The 17,699-nt window shown below is 64.2% G+C and carries 18 protein-coding genes; 11 read left to right on the top strand and 7 right to left on the bottom strand.

Going from position 1 to position 17,699, the window contains the following annotated elements:
- Window positions 1-90: 90 nt before the first annotated feature.
- Window positions 91-1,167: a tartrate dehydrogenase gene (locus NDO48_RS27515; RefSeq protein WP_018430652.1), complete on the top strand. Its 1,077-nt coding sequence runs from the start codon at window positions 91-93 to the stop codon at window positions 1,165-1,167.
- A gap of 78 nt (window positions 1,168-1,245) precedes the next feature.
- Here the strand turns inward: NDO48_RS27515 and NDO48_RS27510 are convergent, their stop codons facing one another.
- From NDO48_RS27510 to NDO48_RS27500, 3 genes are all read right to left on the bottom strand, one after another.
- Complete coding sequence (locus NDO48_RS27510; protein WP_267322773.1) at window positions 1,246-2,154, bottom strand: hypothetical protein; 909 nt, start codon at window positions 2,152-2,154, stop codon at window positions 1,246-1,248.
- A 358-nt stretch (window positions 2,155-2,512) separates the two neighbouring features.
- Window positions 2,513-3,328, bottom strand: a complete 816-nt coding sequence (locus NDO48_RS27505) for an SDR family NAD(P)-dependent oxidoreductase (RefSeq protein WP_267322772.1) — start codon at window positions 3,326-3,328, stop codon at window positions 2,513-2,515.
- A gap of 12 nt (window positions 3,329-3,340) precedes the next feature.
- Entirely contained in the window at window positions 3,341-4,180 is an 840-nt protein-coding gene (locus NDO48_RS27500) for an NAD-dependent epimerase/dehydratase family protein (RefSeq protein WP_018430655.1), read from the bottom strand.
- Between the two features lie 385 nt (window positions 4,181-4,565).
- On the opposite strand from NDO48_RS27500, the gene NDO48_RS27495 reads away from it, so the two are divergent.
- The 4 genes from NDO48_RS27495 to NDO48_RS27480 all read left to right on the top strand — a co-directional run bounded on the left by NDO48_RS27495 (window position 4,566) and on the right by NDO48_RS27480 (window position 7,681).
- Complete coding sequence (locus NDO48_RS27495; RefSeq protein WP_018430656.1) at window positions 4,566-5,210, top strand: cysteine hydrolase family protein; 645 nt, start codon at window positions 4,566-4,568, stop codon at window positions 5,208-5,210.
- A 52-nt stretch (window positions 5,211-5,262) separates the two neighbouring features.
- Complete coding sequence (locus NDO48_RS27490; protein WP_018430657.1) at window positions 5,263-5,796, top strand: MarR family winged helix-turn-helix transcriptional regulator; 534 nt, start codon at window positions 5,263-5,265, stop codon at window positions 5,794-5,796.
- A gap of 101 nt (window positions 5,797-5,897) precedes the next feature.
- A complete protein-coding gene (locus NDO48_RS27485) occupies window positions 5,898-7,097 on the top strand; it encodes an amidohydrolase family protein (protein ID WP_267322771.1) in 1,200 nt (399 codons plus the stop codon).
- 206 nt (window positions 7,098-7,303) lie between these two features.
- Window positions 7,304-7,681: a glyoxalase superfamily protein gene (locus NDO48_RS27480; RefSeq protein WP_267322770.1), complete on the top strand. Its 378-nt coding sequence runs from the start codon at window positions 7,304-7,306 to the stop codon at window positions 7,679-7,681.
- A gap of 79 nt (window positions 7,682-7,760) precedes the next feature.
- On the opposite strand, the gene NDO48_RS27475 is transcribed toward NDO48_RS27480, so the two are convergent.
- Both NDO48_RS27475 and NDO48_RS27470 read right to left on the bottom strand, forming a co-directional pair.
- Window positions 7,761-8,345 carry an amino acid synthesis family protein gene (locus NDO48_RS27475; protein ID WP_018430660.1) on the bottom strand — a complete coding sequence of 195 codons (585 nt, stop codon included), beginning with the start codon at window positions 8,343-8,345 and terminating at the stop codon, window positions 7,761-7,763.
- Entirely contained in the window at window positions 8,342-8,926 is a 585-nt protein-coding gene (locus NDO48_RS27470) for an amino acid synthesis family protein (protein WP_026227736.1), read from the bottom strand. Before NDO48_RS27470 ends, NDO48_RS27475 begins: the two co-directional genes overlap by 4 nt.
- Before the next feature lie 240 nt (window positions 8,927-9,166).
- Here NDO48_RS27470 and NDO48_RS27465 point away from each other — a divergent pair, with 240 nt between their 5' ends.
- From NDO48_RS27465 to NDO48_RS27440, 6 genes are all read left to right on the top strand, one after another.
- Window positions 9,167-10,168 (top strand): BMP family lipoprotein, encoded by a 1,002-nt coding sequence (locus NDO48_RS27465; protein WP_018430662.1) that lies wholly within the window; start codon window positions 9,167-9,169, stop codon window positions 10,166-10,168.
- Between the two features lie 125 nt (window positions 10,169-10,293).
- A complete protein-coding gene (locus NDO48_RS27460) occupies window positions 10,294-11,874 on the top strand; it encodes an ABC transporter ATP-binding protein (RefSeq protein ID WP_267322769.1) in 1,581 nt (526 codons plus the stop codon).
- Complete coding sequence (locus tag NDO48_RS27455; protein WP_018430664.1) at window positions 11,871-12,911, top strand: ABC transporter permease; 1,041 nt, start codon at window positions 11,871-11,873, stop codon at window positions 12,909-12,911. The genes NDO48_RS27460 and NDO48_RS27455 overlap by 4 nt, the downstream gene beginning before the upstream one ends.
- Window positions 12,899-13,879 (top strand): ABC transporter permease, encoded by a 981-nt coding sequence (locus tag NDO48_RS27450; protein WP_267322768.1) that lies wholly within the window; start codon window positions 12,899-12,901, stop codon window positions 13,877-13,879. Before NDO48_RS27455 ends, NDO48_RS27450 begins: the two co-directional genes overlap by 13 nt.
- Before the next feature lie 23 nt (window positions 13,880-13,902).
- On the top strand, window positions 13,903-14,919 hold the full coding sequence (locus NDO48_RS27445) for a nucleoside hydrolase (protein ID WP_018430666.1): 1,017 nt from the start codon (window positions 13,903-13,905) through the stop codon (window positions 14,917-14,919).
- 11 nt (window positions 14,920-14,930) lie between these two features.
- The gene (locus NDO48_RS27440; RefSeq protein ID WP_416377225.1) at window positions 14,931-15,860 is read left to right on the top strand and encodes a nucleoside hydrolase; all 930 of its coding nucleotides are present in this window, start codon (window positions 14,931-14,933) and stop codon (window positions 15,858-15,860) included.
- Window positions 15,861-15,924: 64 nt separating this feature from the next.
- On the opposite strand, the gene msrA is transcribed toward NDO48_RS27440, so the two are convergent.
- Both msrA and NDO48_RS27430 read right to left on the bottom strand, forming a co-directional pair.
- Window positions 15,925-16,650, bottom strand: coding sequence for a peptide-methionine (S)-S-oxide reductase MsrA (msrA, locus tag NDO48_RS27435; RefSeq protein ID WP_416377224.1), 726 nt, complete (start codon window positions 16,648-16,650; stop codon window positions 15,925-15,927).
- A 174-nt stretch (window positions 16,651-16,824) separates the two neighbouring features.
- The gene (locus tag NDO48_RS27430; protein WP_267322766.1) at window positions 16,825-17,628 is read right to left on the bottom strand and encodes an arginine deiminase family protein; all 804 of its coding nucleotides are present in this window, start codon (window positions 17,626-17,628) and stop codon (window positions 16,825-16,827) included.
- Window positions 17,629-17,699: the final 71 nt, after the last annotated feature.

Here is a 17,699-nt window from a genome sequence, read left to right as displayed (position 1 = left end):
AGAACACCCCGGCCGAGTTCTTCGACCATCCGCGCCACGAGCGCACAAAACTCTTCCTCAGCCAGATCCTGCATTAGGGCGACACCAACCATGAGCGACAAGACCCTGAGAATCGCCGTCATCGCTGGCGACGGCATCGGCAAGGAAGTCGTGCCAGAAGGCCTGCGGGTGCTCGAGGCAGCGGCGTCGAAATTCAAGATCGACATCGGCTTCGATGTCTTCGACTTCGCCTCCTGCGACTACTACCTCAAGCACGGCACGATGCTGCCCGAGGACTGGAAGGCCCGGATCGGCGGCCATGACGCCATCTTCTTCGGCGCCGTCGGCTGGCCCAACACGGTGCCGGACCATGTTTCGCTGTGGGGCTCGCTGCTGCAGTTCCGGCGCGAGTTCGACCAGTATGTCAATTTGCGGCCGGTGCGGCTGATGCCTGGCGTCAGCTCGCCGCTGGCTGGCCGCAAGCCCGGCGACATCGACTTCTACATCGTGCGCGAAAACACGGAGGGCGAATATTCGTCGATCGGTGGCCGCATGTATCCCGGCACCGAGCGTGAGGTCGTCATCCAGGAAACGGTGATGAGCCGCATCGGTGTCGACCGCATCCTGCGCTATGCCTTCGACCTGGCCAAGCGCCGCGACGCCAGGCACCTGACCTCGGCGACCAAGTCGAACGGCATCTCGATCACCATGCCCTACTGGGACGAGCGCGTGGAAGAAATGGCAAGGCACTATCCCGACGTGCGCTGGGACAAGTATCACATCGACATCCTCGCCGCCCAGTTCGTGCTCAATCCCGACCGCTTCGACGTGGTGGTGGCATCGAACCTGTTCGGCGACATTCTCTCCGACCTGGGCCCGGCCTGCACTGGCACGATCGGCATAGCGCCATCCGGCAACATCAACCCGGAGCGCAAATTCCCGTCGCTGTTCGAGCCGGTGCATGGCTCGGCGCCCGATATCGCCGGCAAAGGCATCGCCAATCCTGTCGGCCAGATCTGGACGGGCGCGATGATGCTTGAGCATCTCGGCCACCGCGATGCGGCCGATGCCATCGTCAGGGCCATCGAGGAGGTTCTCGCCAACGAGGCACTGCGCACCCGTGACCTCGGCGGCAAGGCAGACACCACAACCTGCGGCAAGGCAATTGCCGACGCCGTGTCGGGTTGAGCCACCAGACCAGCCGATAAACTCTCCGCGGAGCGCTGTCGCTTCGCGGAGAGGGATCACTTGGCCAGATTGAAGATATCAGTTTTGGGCGGAAGCCTTGACGCCGGTCAGCTCCAGGCTGGTCACCACGTCCCAGACGATTTCCTGCATACGCCTTGCAAGCTCGGCCGACGGCGCCTGTGCCGGCGTGCCGTCGGCGCGCAGAAGTTCGTGCGGCAGGCCCACAGGGCTCCTGGCATAGAGCACCGCATAATGGGTAAGCGCGACCAGATAGAGACCGAGGTCGCTGGCATGGATCTGGTCCTGCGTGCCATCGGCGGCGATCGCGAAGAGCCCTTGCCGGTTCCGCAGGCCGCCAATGCCCTCCGGGCTCGCTTCCACTTCCGCGACGAGCCGGGCCATCACCTGGCCTGCCGGGATGAGATATATGGGGCGTCCGGTGGCGCGCACCGAAGGCCAGAGCAGTGCGGCTTCCCAGAGGTCTTTCAAGTCAGTCGGAAAACGCTTCAGCCAGTCCTTGGGTGCATCGAGCGCATGCCAGGTCTCGTAGAGATAGACCTTGATGTCGGGATTGCCGGCAAAAGCCGCCTCGGCCCATTTCGGTGCATAGCGAACGCTGTCGTGGTAGCGGATGGCATCGCGCAGATCGACCATCTCGGTCATGACGAACGCGTCGTATTCGCCGCTGGCCAATGCGGCCCGCGCATCCCGGTAGCGCGGGGTTGCGTTCTCCTTGGCAAAGCCGGCGATTTTTGTTTGCAGCTCCCAATGGTCGCGCAGGGAGGTGCCCCATCCGAGCTGCAGTTCATAACGATGGCCCGGACCGGCAAGCTGCGCCAGCATGGCTGGCATGTCGCGGCCGACGAGACTGTGTCCGAGATGGAAAACCCTCTCCCCTCCGGAGGGAGGCTGGACCGGCTTGGCGTAGAGCGCCAGGAGATCGGGGTCGGGTGCGCTCGTGCCCTGTTTCAGGGATGGAAGAGCCACGCGAACTCCAAGGGCCACGGCAGCGACCAAGGCCCCGGCGGCAAGCAGGATGCCGCGCTTTCCCGCATTGAATATGGGCTTCTTCATCGCCAGACCGACAATTTCGATTGAACTTGCAGCCTTTGAGTTGTCTTCAACCCTGTCTTACACAGCATGACCGGAAACAAATCGACATCAGGCCTTTCAGATCGGCTGAAGCTCAGCGGCGGCAGACTTGCAGGTTTCATATGGCGAAGCTCGAACAGCACGATTTTCTTCGATGAGGTCGCCTGCTATTTTAGAGTAACCTGCATGCCATTCATAGGACGGAAAAGGCTGCGGATTGGCGGGCAACCGGCCGATAGTCCGCAACCCTATGTTACTCCGGCTTCACATGGCGTGGGAAAGCCTGGGCTTCGGGGGCGTTGGCCCAGCTTTGCAGCGTCTGGCCGCCGTCGATCAGCCAGTCTACGCCGGTGATGTGGCGCGCTTCGTTCGAGGCGAGGAAGGCGACTGCTGCGGCCACGTCCTCGGGCTGGCCAATGCGGCGCAGCGGGATGCGGTCGGCAAAGCGCTGGATGCCCTGGAGGTAGCCGGCACGATCGGCGGCAGGCACGCCCAGCGTCGTTTCGATGACGCCGGGGCAGATGGCGTTGACGCGGATGCCCCAAGGCGCGGCGTCGAGGGCGGCGACCCGGGTGAGGCCGACAACGCCGTGCTTGGTCGAGGCATAGCCGGCCCCACCCGCAAGCACGTCCCAGCCGGCCATCGACGAGCCCATGTTGACGATCGAGCCTTCGATGCCCTGGTCGATCATTGCCTTCACAGAGGCCTTGAGCACCAGGAACATGCTGCGCAGATTGATGCGCACGATCCGGTCCCAGTCCTCGACAGGCAGTTCGTGGACGGGTGCGACCTTGCCGGAGATGCCGGCGTTGTTGAACACCGCATCGAGGCGGCCGAAGGCGGCGACGGTCTTTGCCACTGCGTCATTGGCCTGTGTTTCGTCGGCGACGTCGGCGGTGATGGCAAGCGCGCGGTCGTCAAGGGCGGAAGCGACCTCCATGGCCCGGGCAGCGTCGAGATCGACGACCGCAACCTTTGCGCCTTCCTCCGCAAAACGGCGCACCGCTGCACTGCCGATGGCGCCGCCGCCGCCGGTGACCAGAACAACCTTGTTGTCGAAGCGCTTCATCGTCGTCCCCTGCTATTTGCCGTATGAGCGCCAGCTGTGGCGCGGCTTGAAACCGAGCGTTTCGCGGGCGTGGACATTGTCGATAACCGCGTCATGGCCGGTGAGCGGCCGCTTGAGCGGCGTGTTCGGGAAGGCGTGGAGGACCAGATCGGCGGTCGGCTCTTCCGAATAGGTGTCGGCTGCGCTGAGGAAGGTGCGCAAATGGCCTTCGCCGGTCCAGGTGAGTGCTTTGATGAAGGCCTCGGCGGCGTCGCGGGCGTCGAGATAGGCCCAGAGGTCGCGAGCCGAATCGGCAAGCTCGCGGCGGGGTCCGATGCTGCCAAAGAAGCTTTGCGGTGTCTGGATCCACGGCATGCGCAGGCTGATGGCCGAAAACGCGCCGCGCCGCACGGCAGCTTCCACGATCTCCTCACCCAGCCATTTCGACAGGCCGTAGGCGTCCTGCGCGCCGATGGGATGATCCTGGTCGACTGGCAAGTAGGTGGGAGCGACGAAATTCTCGGCGAAGGGATAGCCGAGCACGCTGAAGGACGAGGCGTAGACAAGGCGGGTGGCGCGCGACAGCGCCGCTGCCTCGATGACGTTGTAGGCAATCGCCATGTTGGTGCGGAACACCTCGGCCGGCGCCTTGCCCAGCGGACGCGGAATGGCGGCGATATGGACCACCGCATCGCAGTCGCGGATCAACTGCAGGGTCAGCCCGAGATCGGTGAGGTCGGCGCTGACATGTGCCCAACTGCCCGATGCCGGCGGTATGGCGTCGATTCCGAGCACCTCGTGGCCGGCGTCCACCATGGCCCCGGCGACATGGCTGCCGAGCAGTCCGCTCGATCCGGTGACGACGATTTTCATCAGGGGCTCCTCTCGTCTGGCCGTGAATATTGTTTGTAGTCAAACAATCGGACACCGCAATCCGGCCCGCTTGTCAAGGTGTTGTTGGCGCCGTCGAGGCCCGTCAGCTTGATGCGCTTTGGCCTGCCGCCGCAACCGCCGCTGGGTGGGATCATCGGACGTCGCGCCATCTGCCGAGCCTGTCGTTTGGCGCGATAGTCGCTGGTCCGATCCGCTATCAGGCTCTAACGTCTTGTTCGCGAATGATCTTCTCCGAAAATAGCGGTTCCAGCGCCCGAGAATCGTGCTCTACTGTGACAAGTTGCTGCCAGAGGATTGACTTGGACGTCGCCACGGTTTTTTGTATGACCACCAACAATCGGCAATCTGCCGGGGAGGTAGGATCATGACATTGGACAGCTTCTCGTCGCACAGGCAGGACGGCGGCATCGCGCTCGACCCCAAGCGGGCGGCCGTCATCGTCGTCGACATGGTCAACGACTTTTGCAAGCCCGGCGGGGCAATGGTGCTGCCCGGATACGAGACGCTGGTCGCACCGCAGCTCGCCGTCATCGAGGCTGCCCGCGCTGCTGGCGCACCGGTCATCTGGGTGCACGATGCGCACCGCCGCAACATGCGCCGCGACCGCGAATGGGTGAAGCGCACGCCGCATTGCGTCGAAGGCACCTGGGGTGTCGAGATCATTGATGACCTCGGCGCGCGCGACGACGAGATTCACGTCATCAAGCGGCGCTACTCGTCCTTCTTCCAGACCGACCTCGATATGACGCTGAAGGACATGATGGTCGACCAGTTGATCGTCTTCGGCGTGGTCACCAATATCTGCGTGCGCTCCACCGTGCATGACGCCTTCTTCAACGGCTACGAGGTCGTGGTGCCGGCTGACTGCTGTGCCGCCACCGGCCCGCGCGAGCAGGAAAGCACGCTTTACGACATCTCGACCCATTTCGGCGTGGTCAGCGATGCTGCCGCTGTGGTGAAGGCGTTCCGCGAAGGCGCCTATGTCGAGAACACAAGCATCGCCGCGTGACCGGGCCGCAAGCCAGGGTCCGGGGTTTCAAGCCTGGAGTTGAAAGCACGCCGTGACAACCCTCGACGAAGCCCAGAAGTCCAAGATCAAGTCCAGCGGCGACGAGCCGCTGAGCCGCGAGGAAGCGATGGCGCTCTATGCCGATACCGGCTACGACCTTGACGTCCACCCCGCTCACGTCGTGCGCCGCGCCCACCAGCGCGCCACCTTGTGCTTCCAGCAGGTGATGGCCGGCGAGGACCTGTCGCCGACGCAGTTCGCCGCACTGGCCACCGTGCTGCGCCATGGCGAGGTGTCGCAGAACCATCTCGGCCGCATGACGGCGATGGATCCCTCAACCATCAGCCTGGTGGTGCGCAAGCTGCTGAAGCAGGGGCTGATCAAGCGCAGCCCCTCGCAGACTGACCAGCGGCTGGCGATCATCGCCCTGACCGACGAGGGCGTGCGCTACACGCTGGAGCGACTCGAGCGCAGCGTCGAGGTCGGCCAGCGCCTCCTGTCGCCGCTGTCGGCGGCCGAACAGGTGACCCTGCTCAGGCTGCTCCAGCGCATCAGCGGCGACGAACCCGGCGCCGAAGGCAAATGACCGGCTAGCACACCGAAACACCCCCTCCGAAGCGCGCGTTTTTGCCGGCCGGCGGCCGGAGCGCCTGCTTCATGCCCGAGACTACGCAAGGAACGCACGCGATGGCGCATGACCCGCAAACCAAGGATGCCAAGGGAAAACTGGTCATCCGCAATATCGGCCTGCTGCTGAGCGGCGATATCGCCCGGCCGATCCTCGATGCCGATGCGATCGTGGTTCTGGATGGCCGCATCGCAGCCGTCGGCAAGGCTGTAGATCTCGACCTCGCCAATGCCGACAGTGTCATCGACGCGCAGGGCTGTGTCGTCACACCTGGTCTCATCGACAACCATGTCCACACGGTCGCCGGCGACTGGACGCCGCGCCAGAACCAGATCGGCTGGATCGACTCGACGCTGCATGGCGGCGTCACCACCATCATCTCCGCCGGCGAGGCGCATTACCCCGGCCGTCCCAAGGATATTGTGGGCATCAAGGCGCTCGCCATCGCGGCCCAGCGCAGCTTCGCCAATTTCCGCCCCAGCGGCATGAAGATCATCGCCGGCGCGCCGGTGCTCGAGCCTGAAATGACCGAGGACGATTTCCGCGAACTCGCCGAGGCCGGCGTTACGCTGATCGGCGAAGTCGGGCTCGGTGGGGTCAAGGACGGCCCCACCGGTCGCCGGATGATCGCCTGGGCGCGCAAATATGGAATGACCTCGATGACCCATACCGGCGGCCCGTCGATCCCGGGTTCAGGCCGCATCGGCGCCGACGTCGTGCTCGAGGTAGATGCCGACGTGGTGGCGCACATCAATGGCGGCCCGACGGCGTTGCCCGACGATGAGATTCGCCGCATCTGCGAGGAAAGCCCGCGCGGCCTCGAAATCGTTCACAACGGCAACCTGCGCACCGGCCTGTTCGTGCTCGGCATCGCCAAGCAGCGCAACATCCTCGAGCGCGTCATCCTCGGTACCGACGGCCCGGCCGGCTCGGGCGTGCAGCCGCTCGGCATCCTCAGGACCATCTGTCATCTCGCTTCGCTCGGCGACGTGCCGACCGAAGTCGCCTTCTGCTTCGCCACCGGCAACACGGCACGTGTGCGCAATCTCGACGATCGCGGCCTCATCGAGGCCGGCCGTGCAGCCGACCTGGTGTTCATGGACCAGGCGGCCGGCGGCATCGGCAAGGATTTCCTCGAGAGCCTTGCGCTCGGCAACCTGCCCGGCATCGGCATGATCATGGTCGACGGCATCGTCCGCACCGCCCGCAGCCGCAACACTCCGCCGGCGATTCGCGTGCCCGAGATCGTCGCGTCCTGATTTGGCCGCGGCGACGCCGCAAAACCCGGCTGCAAGCGCCGATCGCGATATTCGCGACGGCGTACATACTGCCTGTTTCGCTGGAGACCGGCACAGGATAGACTTTGCCGCGTGGGCACCGTCCTGCTGATTCAAACAACAAAGCGCATCAAATCTGCCGGCACCGTCCGGAGAGTGATCGCGACTTTGCAATCAGAGGCTCTGCGATGAACGATATCGCCGATCACGGTGTCCGGTTCGGACGAATTGCCGCCATGATGCCCGTAAAGGACATGGGCAAGGCCCATGACTTTTACACCAAGGTTCTCGGCTTCACGAAAATCTTCGAAAACGGAAGTCCCGTCGGCTTCATGATCCTGAAGCGCGACCAGGGTGAGTTGCATCTGACGCTGCAGCCCGGCCACAAGGCCGCGCATTTCAATGTTGCCCACCTGATGGTGGACGATGTCGATGCCCTGCATGCGGTTTGCAAGGAACATGGGCTGAGGATCATCAAGGGCCTTCAGGACAAGGACTATGGCCTGCGAGCGTTCGTATTCGAGGACCCGGATGGAAACCGTATCGACGTAGGCCAGGCGATCTAGAGCCTGCCTCGGAAGCCGGGCGGACTGTGTCCGTCCGGCTTTTTGCCCATTGGAACTCTGCCTATTGGAACAGGGGGCCTCAGTTCACGCCGTCGATGCCGACGACCTTGTCCTTGGTCAGGCCGCCGACGCGTGGATGGGGGCGACCCGAATCGGTGACGGCGATCGCCACCACGATCTCGTTGTCGCGCGGAGCGTCGGGGATGCGCACTTCCATACCGTCGAAGTGGCTGCGGACCTTGGCGGCGTCCTTGTGGCCCAATGGAATGTCGAGCGCTATGCCCATGCCGCCGCGCTTCTTGGATGACGGAATAAGCGCCGCACCCTTGCCGAGGATGGTGCGGAACGGCGCGCCGAGCTTCGGATGTAAGATCGCTGCCGCATGCTCCAGCTCGCCCTCGGCGCCGACGGCCGCCGCCTTGCCGAAGCTCTCGACCTGGTCGCCCGGAATGCCGAGTGCTGCGACTGCGCGGCGCGGCAGGATGTCGCCCAGCTCCTCGCCGATCGCCATGAGTTCCGCGAGATCGTCGGCATATTTGCCGGCATAGGGGTTGGTGATGACGGCAACGGCTGCGGCCCGCCTGGTCGGCGGATCGACCGGCTTGCCGCCTTCGTCGCGGACCTCCTCAACGACGGTGATGATTCGGCGGATCAGGGCGCTCATCGCAGTCCGTCCTCGCCCTTGATGTCCTTGGCGTCGAGGCCGCCGGCGCGGGCATGCACGCGCGCGCCTGTCGTCATGGCCAGCACCAGCACCAGCTCGTTGGCGCGCGGCGCGTCGTTGATGCCGACTTCGATGGCGTCGAAATGGCTGCGGACATAGGAGGCGTTGACGTGGGTGACCGGGATGTCGATGCGGGCGCCGGGACCGCCGACCTTCTTGCTCGACGGTACGATGGCCTTGGCGCCGCCGAGGGCTTCGCGCATAGCGTAGCCGCCGGGATTGTGCCACAGCGCGCCGTGTTCGAGCTCGCCGCCGCCGCCGACGATCGAGCCTTTGCCATAGCCTTCGATGGCAGAGGCATCGCCGCCGAGCGCGGCAAGCAGCTTGGTGGCCATCTCGACGCCGAGCGGCTTCAGATCTTCCATGAAGGGCTGGATGTCCTCGACATAGCGGCCGGCATAGGGGTTGGCGACCACCGCCATCACCGTGCCGCGCTTCACCGGTTCGGCCCGCACCGGCCCGCCCTCATGAAAAATTTCCTCGACCTGTACGACCAACTTCCTGACGACAACGTCCGGCATCGACTGCTCCATTCCGGTGGGCTGAAAACTTGTTAGAGTATCAACAATTATCCATCCGCCGTTTTTGTCAAGCAGGATGCGTGAAACCGCCGCCGCGGCGATTGTTCACAGCGATTTCGGACGTTCGCTGGCCGATTGACAGTTCGTTGGACCGCCCATAAAGTCATATGACCACCAACAAGTTTTGGGCGTCGAGGAGAGAGGCCCTTTGCTGGTGATGCTTCACATCGGGGAGTTGAGATGAAGAGCGTATTCCGTAAATGCATTATCGCCGGCGCGGCCCTTGCTGCTTCGCTCGGCTCGGCCGCAGCCCAGGACAAGGTGTCCGTGGCGGCGATCTCCGGCTACTTCGCGCAGGGCTTCGGCATTTCGATCGTCAACGGCCTCAACAAGGCCAAGGACGAGTTCGGCATCGATCTCAAGCTCGTCGACACCGGCAACCGCGCGCTCGATTATGAAGAGCAGTTCGCCAACCTCGCCAAGGGCGGCCAGTACGACCTGATCTTCGTCATGGGCTGGGAACTGGTCGATGCGCTGACCAAGGCCAGCGAAGCCTATCCGAACCAGCGCTTCGTCTTCATCGATGGCGTGCTCGATTCGAAGAAGATCGTCTACGCCAACTTCGCTGAGGAGCAGGGTTCCTTTGTTGCCGGCGCGCTCGCCGGCATGGTCGAGAACCAGGGCAGCGCCTTCGACAAGATCGGCGACGGCAAGGCCATCGGCTTCGTCGGCGGCCGCGACATCCCCGTCATCCGCAACTTCCTCGGCGGCTACGAGCAGGGCTCGAAATATGCCGCGCCTGAAGTCAAGGTGAACTCGGTCTTCGCCGGTACCTTCGACGATCCGGCGAAGGGCAGCGAGCTGGCGTTGGCGCTCTATGGCCAGGGCACAGATATCGTCTACAACGTCGCCGGCCCGACGGGCGAAGGCGTGATGCAGGCGAGCGCCGCCGCCGACAAGTACTCGATCGGCGTCGACATCGACATGTGCAGCTCTGCCCCTGGCAACGTGCTCGCCTCGATGCTGAAGCGCGGCGACGTCGCCGTCTACAGCCTGATCAAGAGCGAAGTCGAAGGCAAGAAGGTCGAGGCAGGCAGCACCCACACCTTCGACCTCGCCTCTGGCGGCGTCGAGGTGAAGGTCTGCGACGACATCGCCATCCCGGACGAGGTGACCGCCAAGCTTGACGAGATCAAGAAGGGCATCACCGACGGCTCGATCAAGGTCGAGCGCCACAAGTAAGGCGCAGCCTTGATTCCGGAAGCCGGCCCCCCGGCTTCCGGAGCTAATCTTTTCCCAAAAATCAGGTAGAGATGGGTCGGCTCCCGCCAGTGCGGGGCGGATCGGACTCAAGCTGCGAGGCAATCGTGTCGGACACGTCGCCAGCCAGGACGGAAGATAAGGCAGCAACTGCCGAAACTGCCGTCGAATTGATCGGCATCACCAAGCGTTTCGGCGCCTTCGTCGCCAATGAAGACGTCAATCTTTCCGTCAGGCGCGGCGAGATCCACGCCATCATCGGCGAGAACGGCGCCGGCAAGACGACGCTGATGAACATCCTCTTCGGCCTGTTGCAGCCCGACGAAGGCAAGATCGTTCTCAACGGCAAGGAAACGGTCGTTGCCGACCCGGCCACCGCGATCGATGCCGGGCTCGGCATGGTGCACCAGCACTTCAAGCTGGTGCCGTCTCTATCGGTCGCCGAGAACGTGTTCCTTGGCATGGAAATCCGCCGCAACGGCCTGATCGACCACACCGCCCAGATCGAGAAGACGCGCGAGCTGTCCGAGCGCTTCGGCCTCAAGGTCGACCCGGAAGAGCGCGTGTCGCTGCTGTCGGTCGGCATCGAGCAGCGCATCGAAATCCTGAAGGTGCTGGCGCGGGGTGCCCGCACCATTATCCTCGACGAGCCGACAGCGGTGCTGACCCCGCAGGAGAGCCGCGAGCTGTTCCAGACGCTGCGCGGCTTCGTCGCCGGCGGCATGACGGTCATCTTCATCTCGCATCACCTCGAGGAGGTGATGGAAGTGTCTGACACGGTGACCGTGCTGCGCCATGGCAAGCATGTCGCAACCCGCCCGACGGCAGAGCTGACCAAGGGCGACATGGTCCGCATGATGGTGGGCCGCGACGTCAGCTTCGATCGCCGTCCGCGCGAGAAGGTTTCAGGCGAGATCGTTCTCGACGTCAACAACCTCTGGGCTCGCGATGACCGCCGCCTGCCGGCGCTGCGCGATGCGAGCTTCACGGTTCGCGCCGGCGAGATTGTCGGCATCGCCGGTGTCGCCGGCAACGGCCAGACCGAGCTGGCGGAAGTGCTGTCCGGCCTGCGCCCGGCAAGCCATGGCTCGGCCAGGCTCAAAGGCAGCGAGCTCACCGATTTGTCGCCGGCCGAAATCCGCGATGCGGGCTTCGCTCATGTGCCCGGCGACCGGTTGGTGCGCGGCGTCGACGGCAGCGCCTCGATTTCGTCCAATCTTCTGATGGGCCGCCAGTCCAAGGCGCCGTGGAGCCGCAACGGCGTGCTCGACTGGCGCGCCGCCGCCAGCCGGGCGGTCGAGATGATCAAGCGCTTCGACATCCGTGCCCGCGGTCCCGAGGACACGGTCAAGCGGCTGTCGGGCGGCAACATCCAGAAGGTGGTGCTGGCGCGCGAATTCACCAATGAGGCGGACTTCCTGCTCATCGACCAGCCGACGCGCGGCGTCGACATCGGCGCGCAGGAATCCATTCACGACGAGATCATGCGCCAGCGTGCCGCCGGCCGCGCCGTGCTCGTCATTTCGGTGCAGCTCGACGAACTGCTCACTCTGGCCGACCGCATCCTGGTGATGTTCAACGGTCGCATCATGGGCGAGGTCGACGGCGACAGCGCCGACAGCGAAAGGATCGGCATGATGATGGCAGGCCTGGAAGTTGACGCCGCGACCGGCGAGGTGGCGGCATGAGCGACAGACTGCGCGCATTCTATGGCCAGATCATTGCCGTGGCGATTGCGCTTGCGCTCGGCGCGGTGATCATCGTGCTGATCGACGAAAGCCCGGTCAAGGTGCTCATGACGTTGCTCAAGGGTGCGTTCGGCGACCAGTCCAAGATCGCCGGCACGCTGTTGCAGACGACGCCGATCCTGATCTGCGGCATTGCCGCCTGCATCGGCCTGCGCGGCGGCATGTTCAATGTCGGCATCGAGGGCCAGCTTTTCCTCGGCGGTTTCGCCGCTGCCTGGGTCGGCTTCGCCCTGCCGCTGCCGGCCGGCCTGCATGTCGTGGTCGGCATGGCCGTGGCTGTGCTCGCAGGTGCCGCCTGGGTCGCGATCCCGGCCTATTTTCGCGCCCGCTATAACACCAACGAGGTGGTCTCGACCATCCTGTCGAACTACGTCGCTGTGCTGCTGACCTCCTATTTCACCATCTTCCTGTTCAAACGTCCCGGCGGCTGGTCGGAGACCCCGCCGATCCTGCCCACGGCCTACCTGCCCGAGCTGTTTTCCTTCTCGCGCCTCAACTGGGGCCTGGTCATCGGCCTGGCGCTGGCACTCTTCGTCGCCTGGTTTTTCCGCTACACCGCCAAGGGTTACTCGATCTCGATGGTCGGCTCGGCACCGAAATTCGCCGAATATGGCGGCATCGACGTCAAGCGCCAGGGTTTCCTCGTGCTGCTGGCCTCGGGCGCAGTCGGCGGTCTTGCCGGCGGCATCGAGACGCTTGGCGTCCACCACCGCTTCATGGAGGGTTTCGCGCCAGGCTTCGGCTTCGATGGCCTGATAGCGGCACTGCTCGCCAACGGCTCGCCCATCGGCACCATCGTGACCGCGCTGTTCTTCGGCGCCTTGCGCAGCGGTTCGCTGCTGCTTGAGACCGACACCAACGCATCGCGTGAAATCATCACCGTCATCCAGGCCCTGATCATCCTCAGTGTCTCGGCGCAGGTCTTGATGAAGCGCCGCGGCGACAGCACCGCAGGAGAGCGTCGATGGAAGTTCTAGGCAGCCTGTTCAACGTCGCGCTGTTGGTCGCGACGCTGCGGATGACGGCACCCATCCTGCTCGTCGCGCTCGGTGGATCGTTCACCACAAAGGCCGGCATCTTCAACATCGGACTCGAGGGCCAGATGCTGGTCGGCGCTTTCTTTGCCGTGCTCGGCTCGATCTGGTCGGGCTCGGCGCTGGTCGGCGTCGCCTGCGGCGTTGCGGCGGCGCTCGTCTTTGCCCTCGCATTTGCTGTGCTGGTGGTCAGCTTCCGCGCCAATGAGGTGGTCGTCGGACTGGCGCTCAACATCCTCGCCGGAGGCATGACCATTTCGCTGATGAAGGCGATCTTCGGCACGCGCGGCTCGATCGTTGGTCAGGGCATCGTCGGCCTGCCCAAGGTACAGATTCCCGGCGCCCGCGACCTGTTCGGCTCCTGGGCGCCGCTGATCAACGGCTTCACGCCGATGGTCTATCTCGCCTTCATCGCGGTGCCGCTTCTGGTGCTGTTCTACAAGCGCACGCGTCTCGGCCTCTATATCCGCGTCGTCGGCGAAAAGCCCGAGGCAGCCGAGGCGTTGGGCATCTCCATCACCCGGGTGCGCTACACCGCCTCGCTGCTGTGCGGCCTGCTGGCCGGCCTTGCCGGTGCGCATCTGTCGCTCGGCTACATCACCATGTTCACCGAGAACATGTCGTCGGGCCGCGGCTTCATGGCCGTTGCCATCCTGATCTTCTCGGCCGGCGATCCGCTCAAGGTGCTGGCGGGTTGTCTGCTGTTCGGTTTTGCCGACGCCTTCTCGCTGCGCCTCCAGACCTTCGGCTTCCCCTCCTACCTGATCCTGGCGGTGCCCTATCTGGTGGCCCTGGTGGCGCTGTTTGCGTTGTCCTACCGCAGCCGGCCGAAGATCATCCGCGAAACACTGGAGAGCATGAAGAAGCTGCTCTCCGTCGAGAACAAGCCGGCTGGGACCGGCACCAACTGACGCTGAAGGATCGCATCAAGACCATGGAACGCATCATCCTCGACGTGGATTCGGCTGGCGACGACATTCTCGCCGTGCTGTTTGCCGCGGCCAATCCGAACGTGAAGCTGGAGGCAGTGACCACCTGCACCGGTGCTGCCGGTCCCATCGAGCAGGTCACCAATGTCGTGCTCAACACGCTGTCGCTTGCCAATCGCGACGACATTCCTGTCTATGCCGGCGCTTGGCGGCCGATCGTCGGCCATTCCAAGGCGGCGATGGAAGCGCCTGTTCACTTCGAAAAGACGCTCACCGCCCGCTTCGGCGACCGCCTGAAGAAATTCAACCCGCCGGCTCCGACGCCAAGGCGCCAGGCGAACCCCGGCCACGCCGTCGATTTCATCATCAAGACCGTGATGGCCAGTCCGGGCGAGATCACGCTCGTCACCACCGGCCCGCTGACCAATGCGGCGATGGCGCTGCTGCAGGAGCCGAAGATCGCCGGTGCGCTGAAGCGCCTGATCGTGCTCGGCGGCACCTTCACCACTCCGGGCAACATCACGCCTGTGACCGAATACAACGTCTGGGCCGATCCCGAGGCGTCGCGCATCGTGCTCAACGCCGAGGTCGACAAGATCCTGGTGCCGCTCGACATCTGCGAGGACAACCGCGTCGCCACCTCCATGCTGACGCGTGACGACATTGCCGACATGCAGGCAAGGGCCGAGAACAATCCGGTTCTCGACATGATCGCCGACGTGTTCCCGATCTACATTGACATCTGGCGCGAGTTCTTCGGTCTCGTCGGTTTCCCGCTCGACGACGTCATCACTGTCGCGCTGGCCTTCGACCCCGAACTCGCGACGCTGACCGAGCCGCTGTTCGTCGACGTGCTGATCGATGGCACTGTCTCGCGCGGCCAGACGGTCGCTTACCGCGGCTTCCAGATCCTGCCCGGCGGCGGCCCCAAGACCACGCGCATCGGCATCGACCTCGACGGTCGCCGCTTCCTCGACATGTTCAAAGAAACCATCGCGCGCTTCGACCTGGCGGCGGAGTGAAGAGTGACATCATGACAGCTACACCCATTCTCTTCGACTGCGACCCCGGCCACGACGACGCCATCGCACTCGTCATGGCGCATCGTTCGCCTGCCATCGATCTGCTCGGCGTCACCACCACCTGCGGCAATGCCGAGCTGGAGAAGACCACCACCAACGCCCTGCGCATCCTCGAATACATAGGCGCCGGCGACGTGCCGGTCGCGGCCGGCTGCCATCGCCCGCTGGCACGGCCACTGGTGCTCGGCACCGCTGACGGCCCGAGCGGCCTCGAAGGCTCCCCTTATCTGCCGCAGGCGACCATCAAGCCGGTCGACCAGCATGCGGTCGACTTCCTTGCCGAGAAGCTTTTGGCATCGCCCGAGCCGCTGCTCGTCGTCGCCACCGGCCCGCTCTGCAACATCGGCCTCCTGATCCTCAAGCACCCCGAGGTGCTGCCCAAGATCAAGGAGCTGATCTGGATGGGCGGCGTGTTCTTCCGCAAGAGCGAGATCATCACGCCGACCGAATTCAACGCCTTCTGCGACCCGGAGGCACTGAAGATCGTGCTCGATTCCGGCGTACCCATCCTGATGGTCGGCCTTGACGTCACCATGCAGGTGCTGGTCGAGGAAGAGCAGTATGCCGAGCTCGCCACCATCGACACGCCGCTGGGCAAGCTGGTCAACGACTGGCTACTGTTCTACGAGAAGCTGCACCGCAACTCGATGGGCGTCGGCGGCGCCATGCACGATCCGCTGGCCCTTGCGCTGGCGATCGATCCGACGCTGGTCAAGACCCGGCCGGCACATATTGCCGTGGACCTGACGGGCACCCATACCTTCGGCGCGACGGTTGCCGACTATTGGGGCGAACGTGGCGAGAAGGACAACGCCCGCATTGCCTACGAAGTCGATGCCGACCGTTTCTTCAAGCTCATGTTCGATCTTCTGAGGGATTGAACGCAGCGTCGAACGTTGAAGGAGGGCGGCGGCGCTTACTTGGCGCCAGCCGCCGCCCGTTTCGTCAATTCGAAGCCTTGGCTTCCGAAACCAGGACCGGGTCACTGCGGTAGCTGCCGGGGAAAAGCCGCTTGAGATTCTCGATCTTCGGCAGGTCGTTGTAGACGATGTAAGGATAGGTCGGGTTCAGGGCGAGGAAGTCCTGATGGTATCCCTCCGCCGGATAGAATGCGTGTCCCGGCTCCACCTTCGTGGCAATGGCCCGGTCGAAGGTCTTGGCCCCATCCAACTGGGCAATATAGGCTTTCGCGACCTTCGCCTGCTCGGCAGTCACGGGGAAAATCGCCGAGCGGTACTGCATGCCGCTGTCAGGTCCCTGGCGGTTGAGCTGGGTCGGATCGTGCGCAACCGAGAAATAGATCTGCAGGATCTGCCCGTAGCTGATCTTGCGCGGGTCGAAGGTGATCTTGACCGATTCGGCATGACCGGTCGATCCGGTGCCGACAGTCTCATATTGCGCCGTCTGCTTGTCGCCGCCGGCATAGCCTGAAACCGCATTGCGGACGCCAGTCACGTGCTGGAACACGCCCTGCACCCCCCAGAAGCAGCCGCCGGCCAGTACTGCCGTTTCCGAACTGCCATTTGCCGGCTCGTCCAAGGCAGGCGCCGGAATGGCGATGCCCTCCTCCGCCTTGGCGGGGGCAAGCAGGAGCGCGAGGCCTCCCGCCATACCCAGCAGGACAATGCGGCTGGCGTTGTTACTCCATGCGGTTGAAAGCAGCTTGAGCATTGGACACTCCCTGATCTTCAGCCGATGCCGGGTCGGATCGGCACGCTGGCGAACCCCTGGCGTCGGTGGGTACAGGAGAGAATACGCAGCGTGGCCGACAATTGTTGCGTAGGCGTGCTTCAACTCACGGGCAAGTGAACGCGCCGCGTCAGCCCATTGGCGGCGCCGACGCGCTCAAGCGGTGCCGCGATGCCAGCGCAGCGACATGCAAGACAGGCCGGCGTCGATCTTGCCGATCTCGGTCGTCTTCAGTGGCACGACGGTGTAGCCGAGCAGGTCCAGCATCTCGATGGTGCGCGGATAGTCAGAGCCCACCATCACCACGCCGTTGACGCGCAGCGCGTTGGCCGCCGGCTCCTCTCCGGCGGGTATTGTCACTTGCCGGAAGCCCGAGAACACGCCCGAGTGGCCCAGCCTTTCGGTGGTCAGCATCGTTTCGTCGTCGAGCAACGAGCAGTCGGTCTTGAAATGCAGCACGCCTTCGGGCGTCTGCACGATCTCGCCCTTGCGTCCAAGACGCTCGAGGCTCGAGATCAGCCCTTCTGCGCCGGCGCGGTCGGTGCGGGCCGACAGGCCGATCATCACGCCTTTGGGCGTCGTCAGCACGTCGCCGCCGTCGGCGTAGCCCGGTGAGGGCAGGTCGAGCACAGTGTCGAACATCGCCTTCAGCGTCGGCGTGATCTCTGCGGTTTCCTTGACCCGCGTCTCGGCGCCGGGCCGGAGCAGGACAGCACCCTCCGGGAAAACGAGCGCCGGGTCTTCGACGAAGATCGAATCTGGAAACGCTTCCAGCGCCGGCAGCACAGTCACCTCGACGCCCGCCGCCCGCATCGCCGCGATATAGGCCGCATGCTCAGCTCTCACGCCCTCATATGTCGGATTGCCGCGGTCGTCGGCGCGCAGGCCGTTGACCACCGAGCGTGCCGGCTCGCGCACGATCGCCGCGTTGAATTCGTAAACGGCTGGCTTCGATGTCATGTCGGTTGGCTCGTACTCGGAGTGGCGGGCAGGTTTGCCTCAACCTGCCCGAATTGGCGGGGCCTGTCGAC

Origin of the sequence: Aminobacter sp. MET-1, from assembly GCF_026521175.1 — a bacterium.
Classification (GTDB): Bacteria; Pseudomonadota; Alphaproteobacteria; order Rhizobiales; family Rhizobiaceae; genus Aminobacter.
This window is presented reverse-complemented; position numbering and strand designations above follow the sequence as displayed.

Bases quoted from the DNA above. Each gene is read 5' to 3' on its own strand.
- NDO48_RS27515 (WP_018430652.1), top strand. From the start codon at position 91: ATGAGCGACAAGACCCTGAGAATCGCCGTCATCGCTGGCGACGGCATC.
- NDO48_RS27505 (WP_267322772.1), bottom strand. From the start codon at position 3,328: ATGAAGCGCTTCGACAACAAGGTTGTTCTGGTCACCGGCGGCGGCGGC.
- NDO48_RS27500 (WP_018430655.1), bottom strand. From the start codon at position 4,180: ATGAAAATCGTCGTCACCGGATCGAGCGGACTGCTCGGCAGCCATGTC.
- NDO48_RS27495 (WP_018430656.1), top strand. From the start codon at position 4,566: ATGACATTGGACAGCTTCTCGTCGCACAGGCAGGACGGCGGCATCGCG.
- NDO48_RS27485 (WP_267322771.1), top strand. From the start codon at position 5,898: ATGGCGCATGACCCGCAAACCAAGGATGCCAAGGGAAAACTGGTCATC.
- NDO48_RS27480 (WP_267322770.1), top strand. From the start codon at position 7,304: ATGAACGATATCGCCGATCACGGTGTCCGGTTCGGACGAATTGCCGCC.
- NDO48_RS27475 (WP_018430660.1), bottom strand. From the start codon at position 8,345: ATGAGCGCCCTGATCCGCCGAATCATCACCGTCGTTGAGGAGGTCCGC.
- NDO48_RS27470 (WP_026227736.1), bottom strand. From the start codon at position 8,926: ATGCCGGACGTTGTCGTCAGGAAGTTGGTCGTACAGGTCGAGGAAATT.
- NDO48_RS27465 (WP_018430662.1), top strand. From the start codon at position 9,167: ATGAAGAGCGTATTCCGTAAATGCATTATCGCCGGCGCGGCCCTTGCT.
- NDO48_RS27455 (WP_018430664.1), top strand. From the start codon at position 11,871: ATGAGCGACAGACTGCGCGCATTCTATGGCCAGATCATTGCCGTGGCG.
- NDO48_RS27450 (WP_267322768.1), top strand. From the start codon at position 12,899: ATGGAAGTTCTAGGCAGCCTGTTCAACGTCGCGCTGTTGGTCGCGACG.
- NDO48_RS27445 (WP_018430666.1), top strand. From the start codon at position 13,903: ATGGAACGCATCATCCTCGACGTGGATTCGGCTGGCGACGACATTCTC.
- NDO48_RS27440 (WP_416377225.1), top strand. From the start codon at position 14,931: ATGACAGCTACACCCATTCTCTTCGACTGCGACCCCGGCCACGACGAC.
- msrA (WP_416377224.1), bottom strand. From the start codon at position 16,650: ATGCTCAAGCTGCTTTCAACCGCATGGAGTAACAACGCCAGCCGCATT.
- NDO48_RS27430 (WP_267322766.1), bottom strand. From the start codon at position 17,628: ATGACATCGAAGCCAGCCGTTTACGAATTCAACGCGGCGATCGTGCGC.